The sequence below is a fragment of the Marinomonas vaga genome (assembly GCF_055388305.1).
On sequence record NZ_AP043903.1, the window covers coordinates 1,821,499 to 1,837,227 of the forward strand.

Sequence of the window (15,729 nt, forward strand, 5' to 3'; positions counted from 1 at the left end):
TAATTTAGGCTATGCTAAAACGGCAACTCGATTTTCGGGTTGCCGTTTTTTGTTTGCCGCCTCTTGCCGCTTAAGGGTAGCTTATTTTTCAAGTTACTGAAAAATAAGGAATTTATATTTGGCACTTATCTTGCTAAACAAGTTGTAAGTAATCAAATTTTACCAACGAGGATTTCATGGCTATCTCTTTTAACGACGCATTTGCTGGACACGATAAGACGCTACTGTTTCGCAGTGCTCGTGCTTCCGTGTTAGCAAATAACATCGCCAACGCAGATACGCCCCACTACAAAGCTCGTGACATCACGTTTGATTCCATGTTGGAAGCAGAGCGTAGCAGATTGGAATTGTCAGGTGATGATGATCAGCACATTGCTGCGAGCAGTTCTTTTTCAACAGGCAGTGATGAGATGCTTTACCGCAATCCAAGTCAGCCGTCTCTTGATGGTAATACGGTGGATATGCAGCGTGAGCAAGCGGAATTTGCCCAGAACTCGTTGCAATTTGATACAAGTTTTATGTTTTTGGATAGAAAAATCAGCGGCATGAAGAAAGCGCTTACCGGAGGTCAATAATAATGTCTTTAAGTAATATTTTTGCCATTTCTGGTTCTGCGATGAGTGCCCAAACGGTTCGCCTAAATACGGTGGCCAGTAACATCGCTAACGCTGACAGTGTGGCGAGTTCAGTTGACCAGACCTATCGTGCCCGCAAGCCTGTGTTTGAGCAGATGCTGACCCAAGAGATGCGTGAACGTGGCTGGAATGCCCAAGGCGGTGTTATGGAAAATGCATCCGGTATGGGCGTTCAGGTAGCCGGTATTATCGAGTCTGATGCGCCGCTTCAACCGCGCTATGAGCCTGATAGTCCGATGGCTAACGAAGAAGGTTATGTGTTCTATCCAAATGTGAATCCGGTGGAAGAAATGGCGGATATGATGTCTGCATCGCGCTCTTTCCAAACCAACGTTGAAATCATGAATTCTGCAAAAAGCATGATGCAGAAAATGTTGACCTTAGGCCAATCCTAAGGAGGTAGGTTATGTCAGACGTTTCTTCTAATTCCGCTTTATCGAGTCTGATTTCGCAATATGGTACAGACAGTGCCAAGGCGAAGGCAGGCGTTTCAGAGGATACAACCACATCCGGTCTAACGGACAGTTCGTCTGCGTTAGCGGATCAGGATGTCTTCTTGCAGCTGTATATTGAACAGTTGAAAAACCAAGACCCAACGTCACCTCAGGAAACCGGTGATATGGTGTCTCAAATGGCTCAGTTTAGCTCACTGGAACAGTTGACCAGTATGGCGGCACAGATGTCGAGTATGTCTGAGTCTTTGATTTCCAGTCAGGCGCTTACGGCTTCTACTTTGGTGGGCTCTTATGTGTACGTTGACCAGGAAACTGCATCTGTGGTGGATGGTAGCTCAACTTACGTTAAAACGTCTTTCACGGATGATTCTGTCTCCAATACGCTGAAGATCTATAATAGTTCTGGTGAGTTGGTGGATTCGGTGTCTCTTACGGATGAAGAGTACGTTTGGGATGGCACAGACGCTGAGGGCAATGTGGTGGATGATGGTACTTATACCTTCATAGCAACCTCTACCAACAGTGATGGTGAGGTGACACAGCTGACGACACAGATTCCAGCACGCATTAATGGGGTGACCATTAACGGTGAAGATGGCACGACGTTAAACGTTGCAGATTATGGCAAGCTGGCTCTCACTGACGAGCTAGAGATTTTAGGTTAACGAGGGAATAATTATGGGTTTTAATACAGCACTTTCTGGTATCAAAGCGTCAGCTGATTTCCTCAGCACGACCGGTAATAACATTGCAAACTCTGACACCACTGGCTTCAAGAAATCTCGTATCGAGTTTGGTGACTTGTACAACACGAGTGTCATTGGCGCTGGTAGTAGTAACACTATTGGTAGTGGTGTGAGCGTGAATAACATCGCTCAAGAGTTTTCTTCCGGTAACATTGCTTACACAGATAACAACCTAGATTTGGCCATTGATGGCACAGGTTTCTTCGTCCTAGATGTGGGCGGCACCCAGGCTTACACCCGTGCAGGTGACTTTAAACTGGATGAAGAAGGTTACTTGGTCACTAATGACGGCGCCTATGTTCAGGGGTATAACGCTGTCAATGGCGTGATTGGTGGTTTCTTAGAAAACCTTGTGGTGCCAACAGAGCGTATTGCACCTGAGGCCACCAGTGAATTGACCATTGAAACTAACTTGAACTCTGAAGCGGATGACATTCCTGCGTATGTTTCTTCTACGTTTGATCCATCTGATCCAGATACTTACACCTACACTCAAACTCAGAATGTGACAGATACGGCGGGTGATCAGCATGTGGTGACCTTGTACTATGCGAAATCTGAGTCGCCAAATACTTACCAGGTATACGCAACCGTTGATGGTGATACCACAGATGCGGCGGGTAATGATTGGTTATCTGACTACTTTGTGACCTTCGATGATGAAGCAGGTACAACAAACGGTAGTGGCAGTTACGAAGCCATTTATTCAGGCACTACTGAGCCTGATGTGGGTGACCTAAGTACTTTTGTTAACTTGGCGATCAATGGTGTGGACGAAGATGGTGATACCGTGGCCTTAACATTGGACCCATCGGTAAATGGTACCTTAACGACTCCAGCAAGCTATGCGCGTCGTGACTTTGATCCAACGGATCCTGAGACCTACACCTACGGTAACACGAATACAGTTTACGATGCTCTGGGTGAGTCCCATACCATTGGTTACTACTTTATCAAGCAAGGTGAAGATAATACTTGGGAAATTAAGATTACGGTTGATGGAGAGACCACTAACGCTAATGGCGATCCATTCCTAGAAGAAGATACCAATGTGACCTTTGATTCTGAAGGTAACATCTCTGGTACTTATGTGGGTTACTCTCCATACGCGGTAGCAAACCCAACCCAATTGAGTATTACTGGATGGGATCCAACCGATGCGTTTGCAGAGCTGGAAATTGACTTGGGGGCTTCTACTCAGTACGCCCTGACAAGCTCGGATACCTTTAGTCAAAATGGTTTTGCGGCAGGTGAGTTGCAGGGTGTGAGTTTTGATGACAATGGTTTCTTGATTGCCAGCTACACTAACCAACAAACGGCAGTACTTGGGCAAATCGCTCTAGCTGCTTTTGATAACGTGGATGGTTTAACGCCAGCAGGTGATACGGCGTGGGTGGCAAGCTCTGACTCTGGAGCGGCAAATGTCGGCAAGCCGAATACGGGGACCTTTGGCAGTATTCAAGGGGGCGCGTTAGAGGAATCGAACGTAGACTTGACGGAAGAGCTGGTGGCCTTGATTGAGGCTCAGCGTAACTATCAGGCTAACAGTAAGACGCTAGAGACCGAGAATACCGTGACACAGACGATTATTAACCTTCGTTAATCGCTAAAAATATTGGATTTAAAAGCCCAGCTTATGCTGGGCTTTTTTGTGTTTGCTGTGTGGTTTGAAGTTGGCACGCTATTTGTTTATAGAAAGGTTAACGACAGTATTTTTATTAAGGGTGATGTATGGATAGAGCATTGTATTTAGCCATGTCTGGGGGGACTCAAGTCATGGATGCTCAAGGTATTCACGCCAATAACTTAGCGAACGTTGCGACCACAGGGTTTAGAGCGGATTTCGAGCAAGCTCGTTCTATGCAGGTAAACGGTCAGCACTATCCATCACGTGTTTACGCTATGACGGAAAACCCAGGTACTCGTTATGATTTAGGGGCGTTACAACAAACCGGACGAGACATGGATATCGCCATCCAAGGCGATGGTTTTATTGCAACCCTTGATGGCTTAGGGCGTGAGGTGTATTCCCGCGCTGGGGATCTTCAGCTGACGGCTGCGGGCCAGCTTGTGACAGGCACAGGTTTGCCTGTGATGGGAATTGATGGTCCTATTTTTTTGCCGCCTCTAGACTCACTTTCTATTAGCGAAGACGGCATGATTTCTATCATTCCTCAGGGTGGCGATGGCACTCAAATTACCGCATTGAATCGACTGAAGCTGGTGTCTGCGGAGCCAGAGCAATTGGTGAAGGATTCCGATGGCCTGCTGCGTACTCGTAATGGCGAAGAGTTGCCTCAAGACAATAATGTAAGGGTGTTATCTGGGTTCCTTGAAAGCAGTAATGTGAATGCGGTGGAAGAGATGACACAGATTATGGCGCTCGCCCGTCGTTTCGAAATGAATATCAAGGTAATGGATACGGTTCGCACCAACGAAGATGCGTCCGCTAGGATTTTACAGCGTAATGCCTAATAGGGATTACGACAGCTTTTTTGTAAGGGGATAATTATGCATTCTGCACTATGGGTCGCTAAGACTGGTTTGTCTGCTATGGACAGACAGTTGTCTGTGATTTCAAACAACCTTGCCAACGTTTCTACCACCGCTTTCAAGAAAGATCGTGCGGTATTTGAAAATCTGATGTATCAAACTTTGCGTGCGCCAGGTGGCTTGTCTGCTCAAAACACTGAGTTGCCTTCTGGTTTGCAGATCGGTGCGGGTGTGCGTGTAACAGGGACGCAAAAAAACTTTTCTGAAGGGGATTACAATGTCACTGATCGTCAGCTTGATGTGGCGATCCAAGGGGCGGGCTTTTTTCAAATCCTGCAGCCAGATGGCTCTATTGCTTATACCCGTGACGGCTCATTTCAATTAAACAGTGATGGGGATATTGTGGATTCTAGCGGTATGTTGTTGGAACCGAATATTACGATTGATCCCGATGTCGTAGAGATCACTATTGGCGATGATGGTGTTGTCTCTGTGCTGCGTGCTGGTGAAACGGATACAGAAGAAGTGGGCGCGATTAACACGGTCAACTTTATTAACCCGGCAGGTCTTAATTTCTTGGGTGGCAACTTGTATCAGCAAACCACTGCCAGTGGTGATCCTATTGTGGGTGTGCCTGGGGAAGATGGGTTAGGTTCTGTGAGCCAGGGGATGCTGGAGGCGTCAAACGTTAACTCGATTGAAGAGTTGGTGAATATGATTACTACCCAGCGTGCCTATGAAATGAACTCCAAGGTCATTTCTACGGCAGATGGTATGTTGAGCTTTGTGAATCAGCAACTTTAAAGGTATTAGTTATGCGTTATCTTCTTGTTTTGTTGCCGTGTGTGTTAGTTGGGTGTGCTTCCGTAGAACAAACACCAGTTTCGGATGAGCCCTACTATGCGCCAGTGATACAGCCAACCATGCAGTATTCTCAAAATACCGAAGGCGGTATTTATCAAACGGGCATGGGAGATGTATTCTTTGGTGATAAAAAGGCAAGAAGAGTAGGGGATGTGCTAACTGTTACTTTGTCTGAAAGTACCAGTTCTACCAAATCCAACGCTGCGAATGTGACCAAGTCATCGTCATCCACTATTCAGAACCCAACGATTTTGGGCGTACCTATTGGTTTGGATACGGAACTTCCTGGGATGAATAGCGACTTTGCTGGCAGTGCAGATGCCAACCAAAGTAACAGTCTGACAGGGAGCATTACTGTGACCGTTTATGAGGTTTACCCTAATGGGTTGCTGGCGGTGCGCGGTGAAAAATGGATTACCTTAAACCGCGGTCAAGAGTACATCCGCTTGTCTGGTTTAGTGCGTGAAGAAGACATCGGCTCTGACAATACGGTGGAGTCTATCCGTTTGGCGGATGCGCGTATTGCTTACTCTGGTACGGGCGAATTAGCCGCTGGCAGTGAGCAAGGCTGGTTAACCCGTATCGTTAACTCCAGTTGGTTACCATTTTAAGGTGCATGATCGATGAAGATTAAATCCTGTTTGGCTTTTGTGGTATTGCTTAGCGTGGCTTCCAGTGCTTTTGCAGAGCGCTTAAAGGATATTGCCAGTGTGGCAGGTGTGCGTGATAACCAGTTGTTTGGTTATGGTTTAGTGATCGGTCTAAATGGTACAGGTGATGATACGGATTTCACCAACCAAAGCTTTATTAGTATGTTGAACCAATTCGGCATTACCTTGCCGGATGGGGCCAGTACTGACGCGGACAACGTGGCGGCTGTGTCATTGACGGCAACCTTGCCACCTTTTTCAAAGCCTGGTCAGGCGATTGATGTCACCGTGTCTTCATTAGGGAATGCCAGCAGCTTGCGTGGCGGTACCTTGTTGCTGTCTGCTCTGAAAGGGGCGGATGGTCAGGTCTATGCTATTGCTCAAGGGAACTTGGTTGTGGGTGGATTAGGTACTAATGGTAACGATGGCTCCCGTCAGGCGGTTACTATCCCAACAGTTGGGCGTATTCCTAACGGTGCGACGGTAGAAAAAGCGGTTGCGAACAGCTTTAACCGTGGTGATACCCTTACATTTAATTTAAATCGCCCGGACTTTACCACGGCCAAGCAAGTGGTAGACACGATTAATGGTTTACTAGGGCCTGGGGTTGCCCAGTCACTGGATGCGACTTCTATTCGTGTGACGGCTCCACGTGATCCATCTCAGCGGGTTACTTTCCTATCCGTACTTGAGAATCTAGAGGTTGAATTAGGTCGTGAGCGGGCGAAGATTATTGTGAACTCGCGTACAGGTACCATTATTATTGGTCAGAATGTCACTGTGTCTCCTGCTGCGGTGACCCACGGCAGTTTGACTGTGACCATTATGGCGAATCCAGAGATTGGTCAGCCGGATTTGCCAAATGGGCAGCCCACTTTAGCGCCTCGTCAGGAAATTCAAACGGATGAGGACAGCGGACATATGTTTGTCTTTAACCCTGGTGCTTCACTTAATGATATTGTGAGAGCGGTTAACCAAGTAGGTGCTGCGCCAGGGGATGTGATGGCCATTTTAGAAGGCTTGAAACAGGCCGGTGCCTTGAACGCTGATGTGGTTGTGATTTAGGTTATCTTATGAGCCGGATAGACAATAATACCTTTTTCGCGGATTTTAACTCCCTCGCTAATTTGAAAACTCAGGCTCAAAAAGATCCTGATGCCGCGTTAAAGAAAGTTGCGCAAGAGTTCGAGGCAATTTTCATTAATATGCTATTTAAGAATATGCGTAGCGCCAATGAAACCATCGGTGGTGGTCTATTCGATAGCTCTCAAACTAAGCAATACACTGAAATGATGGATTCTCAGATGGCCCAGTCATTGGCTGGATCCGGGGGGATTGGCTTGGCTGATGCTTTGGTGCGGCAATTCCAAGGAAAGGGAAGTGGCAATAATAGTCCTGCCGATGCTCAAGAATCTGAAGCTGATTTCCTAACACGTCTGTCCACCTTAGATACGTCTCATATTCAAGCGGTGGCTAAAAAAGCCGCCCAAGAGTTAGCGGGGAATGTGTCCTTAGATAGCTCTTCTGAGACGGCCACATTAAGCGTTGATGATGTGGTGTTTTCTTCCCCTGATAGCTTTGTGGCGTCACTTTGGCCCCATGCCCAAAAAGCAGGTGAGCAGTTAGGGGTGGACCCGAAAGCCATCTTGGCACAGGCCGCCTTGGAAACAGGCTGGGGTAAGTACCCTATGGCTAAGGATGATGGCTCTCCAAGTTATAACATGTTTGGCATTAAGGCCGATCATCGTTGGGGAGGTGATCGAGCTTTGGTCAATACTTTGGAATTTCGTGGCGGCATTCCTAAACAAGAAAAAGCCTCATTCCGTGCCTACGATTCTTTTGCAGAAAGCTTTGCCGACTATGCGCAATTTTTGCAGTCCGGTGATCGGTATAAAAATGCCTTACAAGTCGGTGGCGATGCGGCAAGCTTTGCCGCTTCTTTGCAGCAAAGCGGCTATGCGACCGATCCTCAGTATGCTGAGAAAATCACTAATATCCTTTCTAGTAAATGGTTCAAATCCCTGTAAAACAATGGTTTAAGGGATATTTTGAACACCCTCTTGTAGGGCAGATCTGTACTTATTTTAAGTTGGTAAAGTAATTGCATTATCTGACGATAACAGAAGGGTAAGCCCTTCAGCTTTTTAGTTTTCACGAGGTTAGCGGAATGAGTTCCAGTCTTTATTCAATCGGTTTGTCAGGTTTGCAGTCGAGCACGGCACGCATCTCTACGACGGGTCAAAATACCGCTAACGTCGATACGGAAGGCTATAGCCGTCAATCTACTTCAACGGTGAGTGTTTCCGGTGGTGGTGTCCGTATTCAGGATACTGAGCGAGTGGTTAATCAGTATATTAACCAGCAACTTTGGTCAGATACCTCTACTTATAACTATTACGAAAGCTACCACTCCATGATGTCGAGTTTTGACGCCATCTTTGGGGAGGAGAGCGTTTCGATCTCGACTTATGTGGACAATGCCTTTAGTGCATTGCAAACAGCAAACAGCGACCCAACAGACAGTGCCGCTCGATCTAACGCTTATGCAAACTTAGATGAGTTGGTGGCTCAATATAATGAGCTGGCGGATTATATTTCGACCCAGAAAAATCTGGCTAACGAAGAAATCAACGATAGCATAGATACGATCAATAATTTGACGTCCCAGATCTCTGATCTGAACAGCCAGATCTACAAGTTGGAATCCTCTACGGGATCGACAGCTAATGAGCTCCGTGACACCCAAGAGCAATTAGTGAAAGAGCTGTCTGAGTACCTGGATGTCAAAGTGAAGTATGATGACAATGATTTGATGACAGTTAACTTGGCGTCAGGTCAGCCCCTTGTCTTACAAGGCAGTAGCAATGAGCTACGCTTATCATCTGACTCGAGTAATCCAGACAATGAACTAAGCATTAGTTTAGATTTTGGTAAATACGATGTTGGGGTGACTTCGGAAGATTTGGGGGGATCAGTGGGGGGCTTGATTTCCTTTAGGAATGAATTCGTAACCAGTGCCGAGCGCATGTTAGGTCAACAAGCTTTGGTTCTAGCTGACACCATGAACACCCAAAACCAGTTAGGCTTAGATGCAGATGGTGGTTATGGCATTAATTTGTTTTCCACCGGAGCAATTAATGTTACCCCTAACGCTAATAACAGCGATTCAGACCTGACCATTTCTGCACAGGTGACGTCAGGCTCCTCTGGGGATGTGACCACAGACACTTATGAAGTAGTCATGACGTCTGCCACGGCGTTTAAAGTGGTGACATACGATGTGTCTGGCAATATTACCGGTGAATCTGACAATGTGGATATTACTGGCAATACTGGACAGCCTTATGAAGTAGAGGGTTTAGGGGTGTCTATTACCCTTGATCCTGCGTCGTCATATGCATCAGGAGATAAATTTCAGTTTATTCCAACTAAGAATGCAGCATCGACTTTGGATCTGTCTGCTCGCTCTGGTGATGATTTAGCGTTGGCTGCGCCCATTGCGGTGTCTAGCAGTTCGTCTAATCTTTCTGATGTGGAAATAGCCATTTCCTCTATTACGAATACAGACCCGTCTTCGTCGGCTTTTGCCCAATCGGGAGGTTTGTATCCATCCGCACCTCAGACGTTAAATTTTACTGCCAGCGATGAGATGGAAGTGTTGGATGCTAACGGTAATGTGTTGGCAACTGTTACGGGTATTACTGATTATTCTAATCTGTTAGAGCAAGCAGGCTTAGCAGATGATGCAGGGTTTGATATTAGTTTGGACGGTACACCCACTGCAGGGGATACCTTCTCCATGAGCTTTAACGACTCTGGTGAGGCGGATAACTATAATGGTTTATTGTTAGCGAACCTGCAAAACGCTTCGACGGTAGGAGGCACACAAACTTACAGTGAAGCCTTTACGTCTTTAGTCACTGAAGTGGGGAGCTTGACGGCTTCTTTATCGACGAATGCGGATTCCAGTGAAGTCATTATGAATCGTTCGGAAGCGGCACGAGATGAGATTTCTGCTGTCAGCTTGGATGAAGAAGCCGTGAACTTGTTGCGTTACCAACAATCTTATACTGCCTCTGCTCAGATACTGACAGCGGCTCAAAGTACATTTGCAACGCTTATCAGTGCGTTGGGGTAGGTTATTATGCGAGTTACTAGTAATTTAATTTACAACCAGTCCATGCAGTCGATGGCCAAAGCCAATGAGCGCTTATTAAAAGTTCAAGAGCGTATCGCAGAGCAGTCAGATATTGTTCGCCCAAGCGATGACCCTAGTGGCGCTGGTCAGGTTATGCGATTGCAGGCTGATACTAAGTTGTTGGAACAGTACGAAGACAATATGACCTTGGCGACCAACTCTTTGGAGTATGAGTCTGTCGCACTGGAAAGCTTGAATGATGTGTTAGATGAAATAAATGTGCTGATGATCCAGGCGGAAAACGGCGCAAATTCTCAAGATGATCTTGATTCCATAGCGGGTGAAATTGAGAGCCTGGTTACTGCTGCAGCAGATCTAATGAACTCTAAGGATTCCAATGGTCAGTATGTATTCGCTGGTACTGACTCGAGCAGCCCCGCTTTCGAAAAAGATGCGACGGGTAAATATGTGTATTCGGGTAACGAAGCACAGAAAAACATGCAAATCTCCGAAACCATCAGTGTGGCCACCAATGACTCCGGTAAAAAAGTATTTGAGGACGTTTGGACGCGCAATACTTTCACTGCCAATGTAACAGCCGGCACTGCAACCTTATCTTTTGCAGTGTCGGATCAGGATGCCTATGATGATTTCGTTGCGAACAACTTCAGTGCTGTCGACGCGACATTGAATGACTTTACACTGACAACCGCAGCCGGTGCCCCTGATCAATTTGAATTGACCGATAGCAGTGGCAACGTTTTGGCCAGTGGCGATTATGAGTCAGGTAATGCGATTACGGTAAACGGTATGTCTTTCACACTCACTGGTGCTGTGGGTAGCACCGTTGATGTGACGATTGATACGCCTGAGCGCGATAATGTACTAAACCAAATCATGGGGGCTGTAGCCGCATTAAAAGATACATCTTTAACAGATGCGGAGCGTGATGCAGCTATGTTGGATGCTTCTAAAAGCATTTCTAATACTCAAGTCAGCATTGGTACAGCATCTTCGCGGGTGGGGGCAAGCTTAAATACTATTTCCAGCCGTACTGAATTTAACTCGTCGAAACAGATCTATAATGCCACAGCCCAAGAGAACATCGGTGGCTTGGATGTGTATGAGGCGACAACTCAGTTAGAGCTTACTGAGTCTGCTCTATCGGCCTCACAATTGTTGTTCACACGGTTGAGTGGCTTATCCCTGTTTAATTCGTTATAGATTAAGGGTATTTGATGGCGAAGTTTGATGTAACGAATCTGTTTGGTGTAGACATCGGCTTTGCCTATTTTAATGTCATTGAGCTGATAGACGCCTTGGGCATTAAAAATGATGTACTCAAGAGCAAGCGTGTTGCCAGTTTAATTAAACAACACAGTGCAAAGCATCACATAGTAACCATCGCCATCCGCCAAGTGACCTTGGCAGAACTTAAACCCATTCTTAACAGTAAATTCTTACCCTTTGACCCTTACTTTCAAGTGGGGGATATGCATACCGCTGAGCGTGAGCGATTGTATGAAGCGGAAGAAAAGCTGCTGTTTATTTGTTGGTCCCTAGCCACCGGTAAATCCATCAAAGGCTTGAAGCGCCTTAAACCAGATTTTAACACCCGTGATTGGCGTGAAATGTATGTTGCGGGGCGCAGTCTGTATCAATTGTTTCGTCAGATTCTGAACGATAATACTCGCGAGTATGTGTTGGACTATAAGCAAGGCAACGTGGATGAAGATGGTCGTGTGAATCAACCTGCTTCTGTCTCTGTACCCCCAACACCGCACGGGGGTATTTCAGAGGCAACTTCTTCGGCGACTGGGGTGATTGCTCGGCCTGATCGAGCCCTCTCTATCGAGCCAACGCCATACACAAAAGAAATCCCGGTAGCGCTTCGCTTGATGACCCAGGGCACGGCTTTGATTCAGGAGCAAGTGGCCCTGTTACAGACTGGCAAAGCCCTAGACTACCCCAAATTAAGTGGTTTTGTGCAAAAGCTGATTGCTAGCCATGAGCGTAACCCCTATGCCTTATTGTCATTGCGACACAACAAATCTGAAGACGCTTATTTAGCACAGCATACCTTGGGGTGTGCTGTGCTGGCCTGTCATTTGGCTAAAGGGCTTGAGTTAGAGCCTCGTTATGTTGAAGTGATTAGTATCGCTGCTTTGCTGTTTGATATTGGTCGCTTCAAATTACCTGCTCCCATTGTTAACAAAGCAGGGAAGTTGTCTGAAGCAGAGTACTCCTTAATGCGCAAGCATGTGCACTTTGGTGAGGGCTTGTTACAAGTGACGCCCTCAATCCCAAAAGTGGTGTATCAAATGCTTTGGGATCACCATGAAAGAGTTGATGGCTCTGGCTATCCGAATGGTAAAGAAGGAGATGAGATCAGTGTTTATGGCAAAATAGGCGCAATTGTTGATGCCTATGACTCCATGACCTCAGAGCAGCCTTTTAAGCACTCCATTACGCCAAGTGGTGCCTTGCGTAAAATGTCTAAAGAATCTGGCTTGGCCTTTGATAAGAAGCTTCTTGAACTTTTCATCAAAAGCTTGGGAAGTGTTCCTGTTGGCTCTTGTGTAGAGCTTTCTAATGGCCGCTTAGGTTTTGTGCTGACCCTGAACAAACAGCTTAAACCTTCACTTGTTAGGCAAGTCTATAGCTTACCTACTAAGACCTTTATACCTGCTGCGGACATTCCTGTGGACCGCAATGAAGATGTGTCAATTTCTAAAATTATCCTGCCATCCGACTACGACCTTAGATTTGTCGATCATATTAGTTAAATTTAGCTAAAGAATCGTCTCTCCTGCCGATAAAAGTACTGTAAGCAAGTTGTGTTATTGGGTTCCAAAAAAGTTAAAAAAAATTGAAAAATTTATTAAAGCTTTTTCACAACCAGACGATAACTTAACTAAGCAAGGCGCAACCAAATAATCAATTAAATCAAAAGGTTGCCTAAGAAATTTTACGTTCTAGGAGAAATTATCATGGCTCTTTATGTAAACACTAATACGTCTTCATTGAATGCTCAAAACAACCTAATGAAGTCAGGTAGCACACTTGATACAGCGTACCAACGTCTGTCTTCAGGCTTGCGCATCAACTCTGCTGCAGACGATGCTGCGGGTCTACAAATTTCTAACCGTTTGACCTCACAAATCAACGGTTTGAACCAGGCTGTTCGTAACGCGAACGACGGTATCTCTCTAGCACAGACTGCTGAAGGTGCCTTGGATGAAACCACAAGTATGCTACAGCGTATGCGTACTCTAGCTATTCAGTCTGCTAACGGTTCGAACACTGATGAAGACCGTGTTGCACTGCAACAAGAGATGGCTCAGCTTTCAGAAGAAATTAACCGAGTGGCTGATACAACTACTTTTGGTGGTCAGAACCTACTAGATGGCTCTTACTCAGGTACTTTCCAAGTGGGTGCGGATGCAAACCAAACGATTTCATTTTCTTTGAGTTCATCTAACTCATCGGGTACTGCTGGTGCCGGTTTTGCTGTATCAGGTATGAACTCTGCTGGTTTAGCTGCGACAGATTTGTCTATTTCTTCAGCGGACAATGCTCAGAGTATGATTTCTATTCTCGATGGTATGATTGCTGCGGTGGACTCTAAGCGGGCCGAGTTGGGTGCGGTGCAAAACCGTTTTAGCTCAACAATTAACAACTTAAGCAACATTTCTGAAAACGTGTCTGCTGCCCGTTCACGTATTCGTGACACAGATTTCGCTGAAGAGACTGCTTCTTTAACGAGCGCTCAGATCCTACAGCAAGCTAGCTCAACTATCTTGGCTCAGGCAAACCAGCGTCCTCAAACAGCCTTGTCTTTACTAGGAGGCTAGGCATAAAAAAAGAGCGGCTGATCAGGCCGCTCATTACGAAGCAAATTTCGAATGCCGGAGGCAAGAGGTTTGGCGAAGGCATTCGAAACCTTTCTCGCTTCTTTCTCCTAGAAGTGATTTTAAGCCAAGTGTTAGCGCACTTGGCTTTTTTTGGCGAAGACTTGGCGGTCTTCGCTCTTTATTTGTACAGCAAACCACGTGCCAAATTTTTAAATCATCAGTATCGATAGAATTTCAAGGAAAGGTCATTGAAAGGGCATATTTGCGCTTTTTTTACGGCGGTAGAAGAAAAAATAAAAATAAAAAAACTTGTTTGATAACAATAGATTGCCGTATCTGGCGGAGAAATATTGCCGCTAAAGGAAAAAAAATTCAAAAAAAGCCTAAAGCTTTCGTAAAGGACGCCGTTACCTACAACAAGAGGTTTATGGTGCAAATGAGATTTGGCGATCTCGGCACTCATTAGAGGTTCTGCTTGGCGGCAGGCCACAAAGGCGAAACTAGGAGGCTATTATGGCTTTATATGTAAATACTAATACATCATCGTTGAACGCTCAGAACAACTTGATGAAATCAGGTTCCACACTTGATACAGCTTACCAGCGCTTGTCTTCTGGCTTGCGTATCAACTCTGCGGCAGATGATGCAGCGGGTCTTCAAATTTCTAACCGTTTGACTTCTCAGATCAACGGTTTGAACCAAGCAGTTCGTAACGCGAACGACGGTATTTCCTTGGCGCAAACAGCTGAAGGTGCCTTAGACGAAACGACAAGTATGCTTCAGCGTATGCGTACCCTTGCAGTTCAGTCTGCCAACGGTTCCAACACTGATGAAGACCGTGTTGCACTGCAACAAGAGATTGCACAGCTTGGCGAGGAGATCAACCGTGTAGCATCCGATACTACTTTCGGTGGACAAAACCTACTGGATGGTTCTTACTCAGGTACTTTCCAAGTGGGCGCGGATGCGAACCAAACGATTTCATTCTCTTTGAGTTCATCTAACTCATCGGGTACTGCTGGTGCCGGTTTTACTGTATCAGGTATGAACTCTGCTGGTTTGGCTGCTACAGGTTTATCAATCTCTTCTTCTGACAATGCTCAAAGTATGATTTCTATCATCGATGGCATGATTGCTGCGGTTGACTCTAAGCGTGCTGAGTTGGGTGCGGTGCAAAACCGTTTCAGCTCTACTATTAACAACTTGAGCAACATCTCTGAAAACGTATCGGCTGCCCGTTCACGTATTCGTGATACAGACTTCGCCGAAGAAACTGCAGCCTTGACCAGCGCTCAGATCTTGCAACAGGCAAGTTCCTCTATTCTAGCCCAGGCTAACCAGCGTCCTCAAACTGCGCTATCCTTACTAGGTTAATATTGAGTAATGCCAAAAAGCTGGAGTATTACTCCAGCTTTTTTGTTTTGGGAGAGTACCCATGTCAATTAATTCCGATTTTTCAAAGTTATCTGTGACACCTCTGCAAACCGGCCAGGGGAATCAGCTGAGTGAGCAAGAATTTGTGAAAGAAAAGCAAATGGAAGCTCAAGTTGTACAGCAAACGGCCGATAGCAATCCTATGGACACAGGGTCTGAGAATGGCAGTGATCTTGCAAGCTCTAAGCAAGAGGCCGTCGACGAGCCAAAGGTTGAAGAAGTTAATGTCAAAATGCGACAGCTCAGTTTAGGGGTGTCATTTGAGTTAACAGACGAGTCCGAAAACATAGTTAAAGTGATTGATCAAGAAACTGGCGATTTGGTTCGTCAAATTCCTTCGGAAGAATTCTTGAAAATGTCTGATCGTCTTGATGAGATATTTGGTGAATTAAATAGCCTAAAAGGGAACCTGATCAATAGCGAAGTTTAAGTTAGCTCTTTGCTTATGAGCTAAGGGAGA

The 15,729-nt window shown here is 45.9% G+C and carries 15 protein-coding genes; all 15 read left to right on the forward strand.

What is annotated here, in order from left to right:
• Positions 1-176: 176 nt before the first annotated feature.
• The 15 genes from flgB to ACZ5DR_RS08485 all read left to right on the forward strand — a co-directional run bounded on the left by flgB (position 177) and on the right by ACZ5DR_RS08485 (position 15,699).
• Positions 177-575 carry a flagellar basal body rod protein FlgB gene (flgB, locus tag ACZ5DR_RS08415; protein ID WP_377368625.1) on the forward strand — a complete coding sequence of 133 codons (399 nt, stop codon included), beginning with the start codon at positions 177-179 and terminating at the stop codon, positions 573-575.
• Positions 576-577: 2 nt separating this feature from the next.
• Entirely contained in the window at positions 578-1,030 is a 453-nt protein-coding gene (gene flgC, locus ACZ5DR_RS08420; protein ID WP_377368623.1) for a flagellar basal body rod protein FlgC, read from the forward strand.
• Between the two features lie 11 nt (positions 1,031-1,041).
• The gene (locus ACZ5DR_RS08425) at positions 1,042-1,755 is read left to right on the forward strand and encodes a flagellar hook assembly protein FlgD (RefSeq protein ID WP_377368621.1); all 714 of its coding nucleotides are present in this window, start codon (positions 1,042-1,044) and stop codon (positions 1,753-1,755) included.
• Between the two features lie 13 nt (positions 1,756-1,768).
• Positions 1,769-3,439, forward strand: a complete 1,671-nt coding sequence (locus ACZ5DR_RS08430) for a flagellar hook-basal body complex protein (RefSeq protein ID WP_377368619.1) — start codon at positions 1,769-1,771, stop codon at positions 3,437-3,439.
• A gap of 128 nt (positions 3,440-3,567) precedes the next feature.
• Positions 3,568-4,311 (forward strand): flagellar basal-body rod protein FlgF, encoded by a 744-nt coding sequence (gene flgF, locus ACZ5DR_RS08435; RefSeq protein ID WP_377368617.1) that lies wholly within the window; start codon positions 3,568-3,570, stop codon positions 4,309-4,311.
• Between the two features lie 36 nt (positions 4,312-4,347).
• The gene (gene flgG / locus ACZ5DR_RS08440; RefSeq protein ID WP_377368615.1) at positions 4,348-5,133 is read left to right on the forward strand and encodes a flagellar basal-body rod protein FlgG; all 786 of its coding nucleotides are present in this window, start codon (positions 4,348-4,350) and stop codon (positions 5,131-5,133) included.
• A gap of 11 nt (positions 5,134-5,144) precedes the next feature.
• Positions 5,145-5,804, forward strand: a complete 660-nt coding sequence (gene flgH, locus ACZ5DR_RS08445) for a flagellar basal body L-ring protein FlgH (RefSeq protein WP_377368613.1) — start codon at positions 5,145-5,147, stop codon at positions 5,802-5,804.
• Positions 5,805-5,816: 12 nt separating this feature from the next.
• Positions 5,817-6,908: a flagellar basal body P-ring protein FlgI gene (locus ACZ5DR_RS08450; protein ID WP_377368611.1), complete on the forward strand. Its 1,092-nt coding sequence runs from the start codon at positions 5,817-5,819 to the stop codon at positions 6,906-6,908.
• Between the two features lie 8 nt (positions 6,909-6,916).
• Positions 6,917-7,870: a flagellar assembly peptidoglycan hydrolase FlgJ gene (flgJ, locus tag ACZ5DR_RS08455; protein ID WP_377368609.1), complete on the forward strand. Its 954-nt coding sequence runs from the start codon at positions 6,917-6,919 to the stop codon at positions 7,868-7,870.
• 140 nt (positions 7,871-8,010) lie between these two features.
• On the forward strand, positions 8,011-9,981 hold the full coding sequence (gene flgK / locus ACZ5DR_RS08460; RefSeq protein ID WP_377368607.1) for a flagellar hook-associated protein FlgK: 1,971 nt from the start codon (positions 8,011-8,013) through the stop codon (positions 9,979-9,981).
• A gap of 6 nt (positions 9,982-9,987) precedes the next feature.
• Positions 9,988-11,205: a flagellar hook-associated protein FlgL gene (gene flgL / locus ACZ5DR_RS08465; protein ID WP_377368605.1), complete on the forward strand. Its 1,218-nt coding sequence runs from the start codon at positions 9,988-9,990 to the stop codon at positions 11,203-11,205.
• Between the two features lie 14 nt (positions 11,206-11,219).
• Positions 11,220-12,767: an HD-GYP domain-containing protein gene (locus ACZ5DR_RS08470; protein WP_377368604.1), complete on the forward strand. Its 1,548-nt coding sequence runs from the start codon at positions 11,220-11,222 to the stop codon at positions 12,765-12,767.
• A gap of 204 nt (positions 12,768-12,971) precedes the next feature.
• Entirely contained in the window at positions 12,972-13,835 is an 864-nt protein-coding gene (locus tag ACZ5DR_RS08475; protein WP_377368602.1) for a flagellin N-terminal helical domain-containing protein, read from the forward strand.
• Between the two features lie 513 nt (positions 13,836-14,348).
• Entirely contained in the window at positions 14,349-15,209 is an 861-nt protein-coding gene (locus ACZ5DR_RS08480) for a flagellin domain-containing protein (protein WP_377368600.1), read from the forward strand.
• Between the two features lie 61 nt (positions 15,210-15,270).
• A complete protein-coding gene (locus ACZ5DR_RS08485; protein WP_377368598.1) occupies positions 15,271-15,699 on the forward strand; it encodes a flagellar protein FlaG in 429 nt (142 codons plus the stop codon).
• The last annotated feature ends 30 nt before the right edge of the window (positions 15,700-15,729 follow it).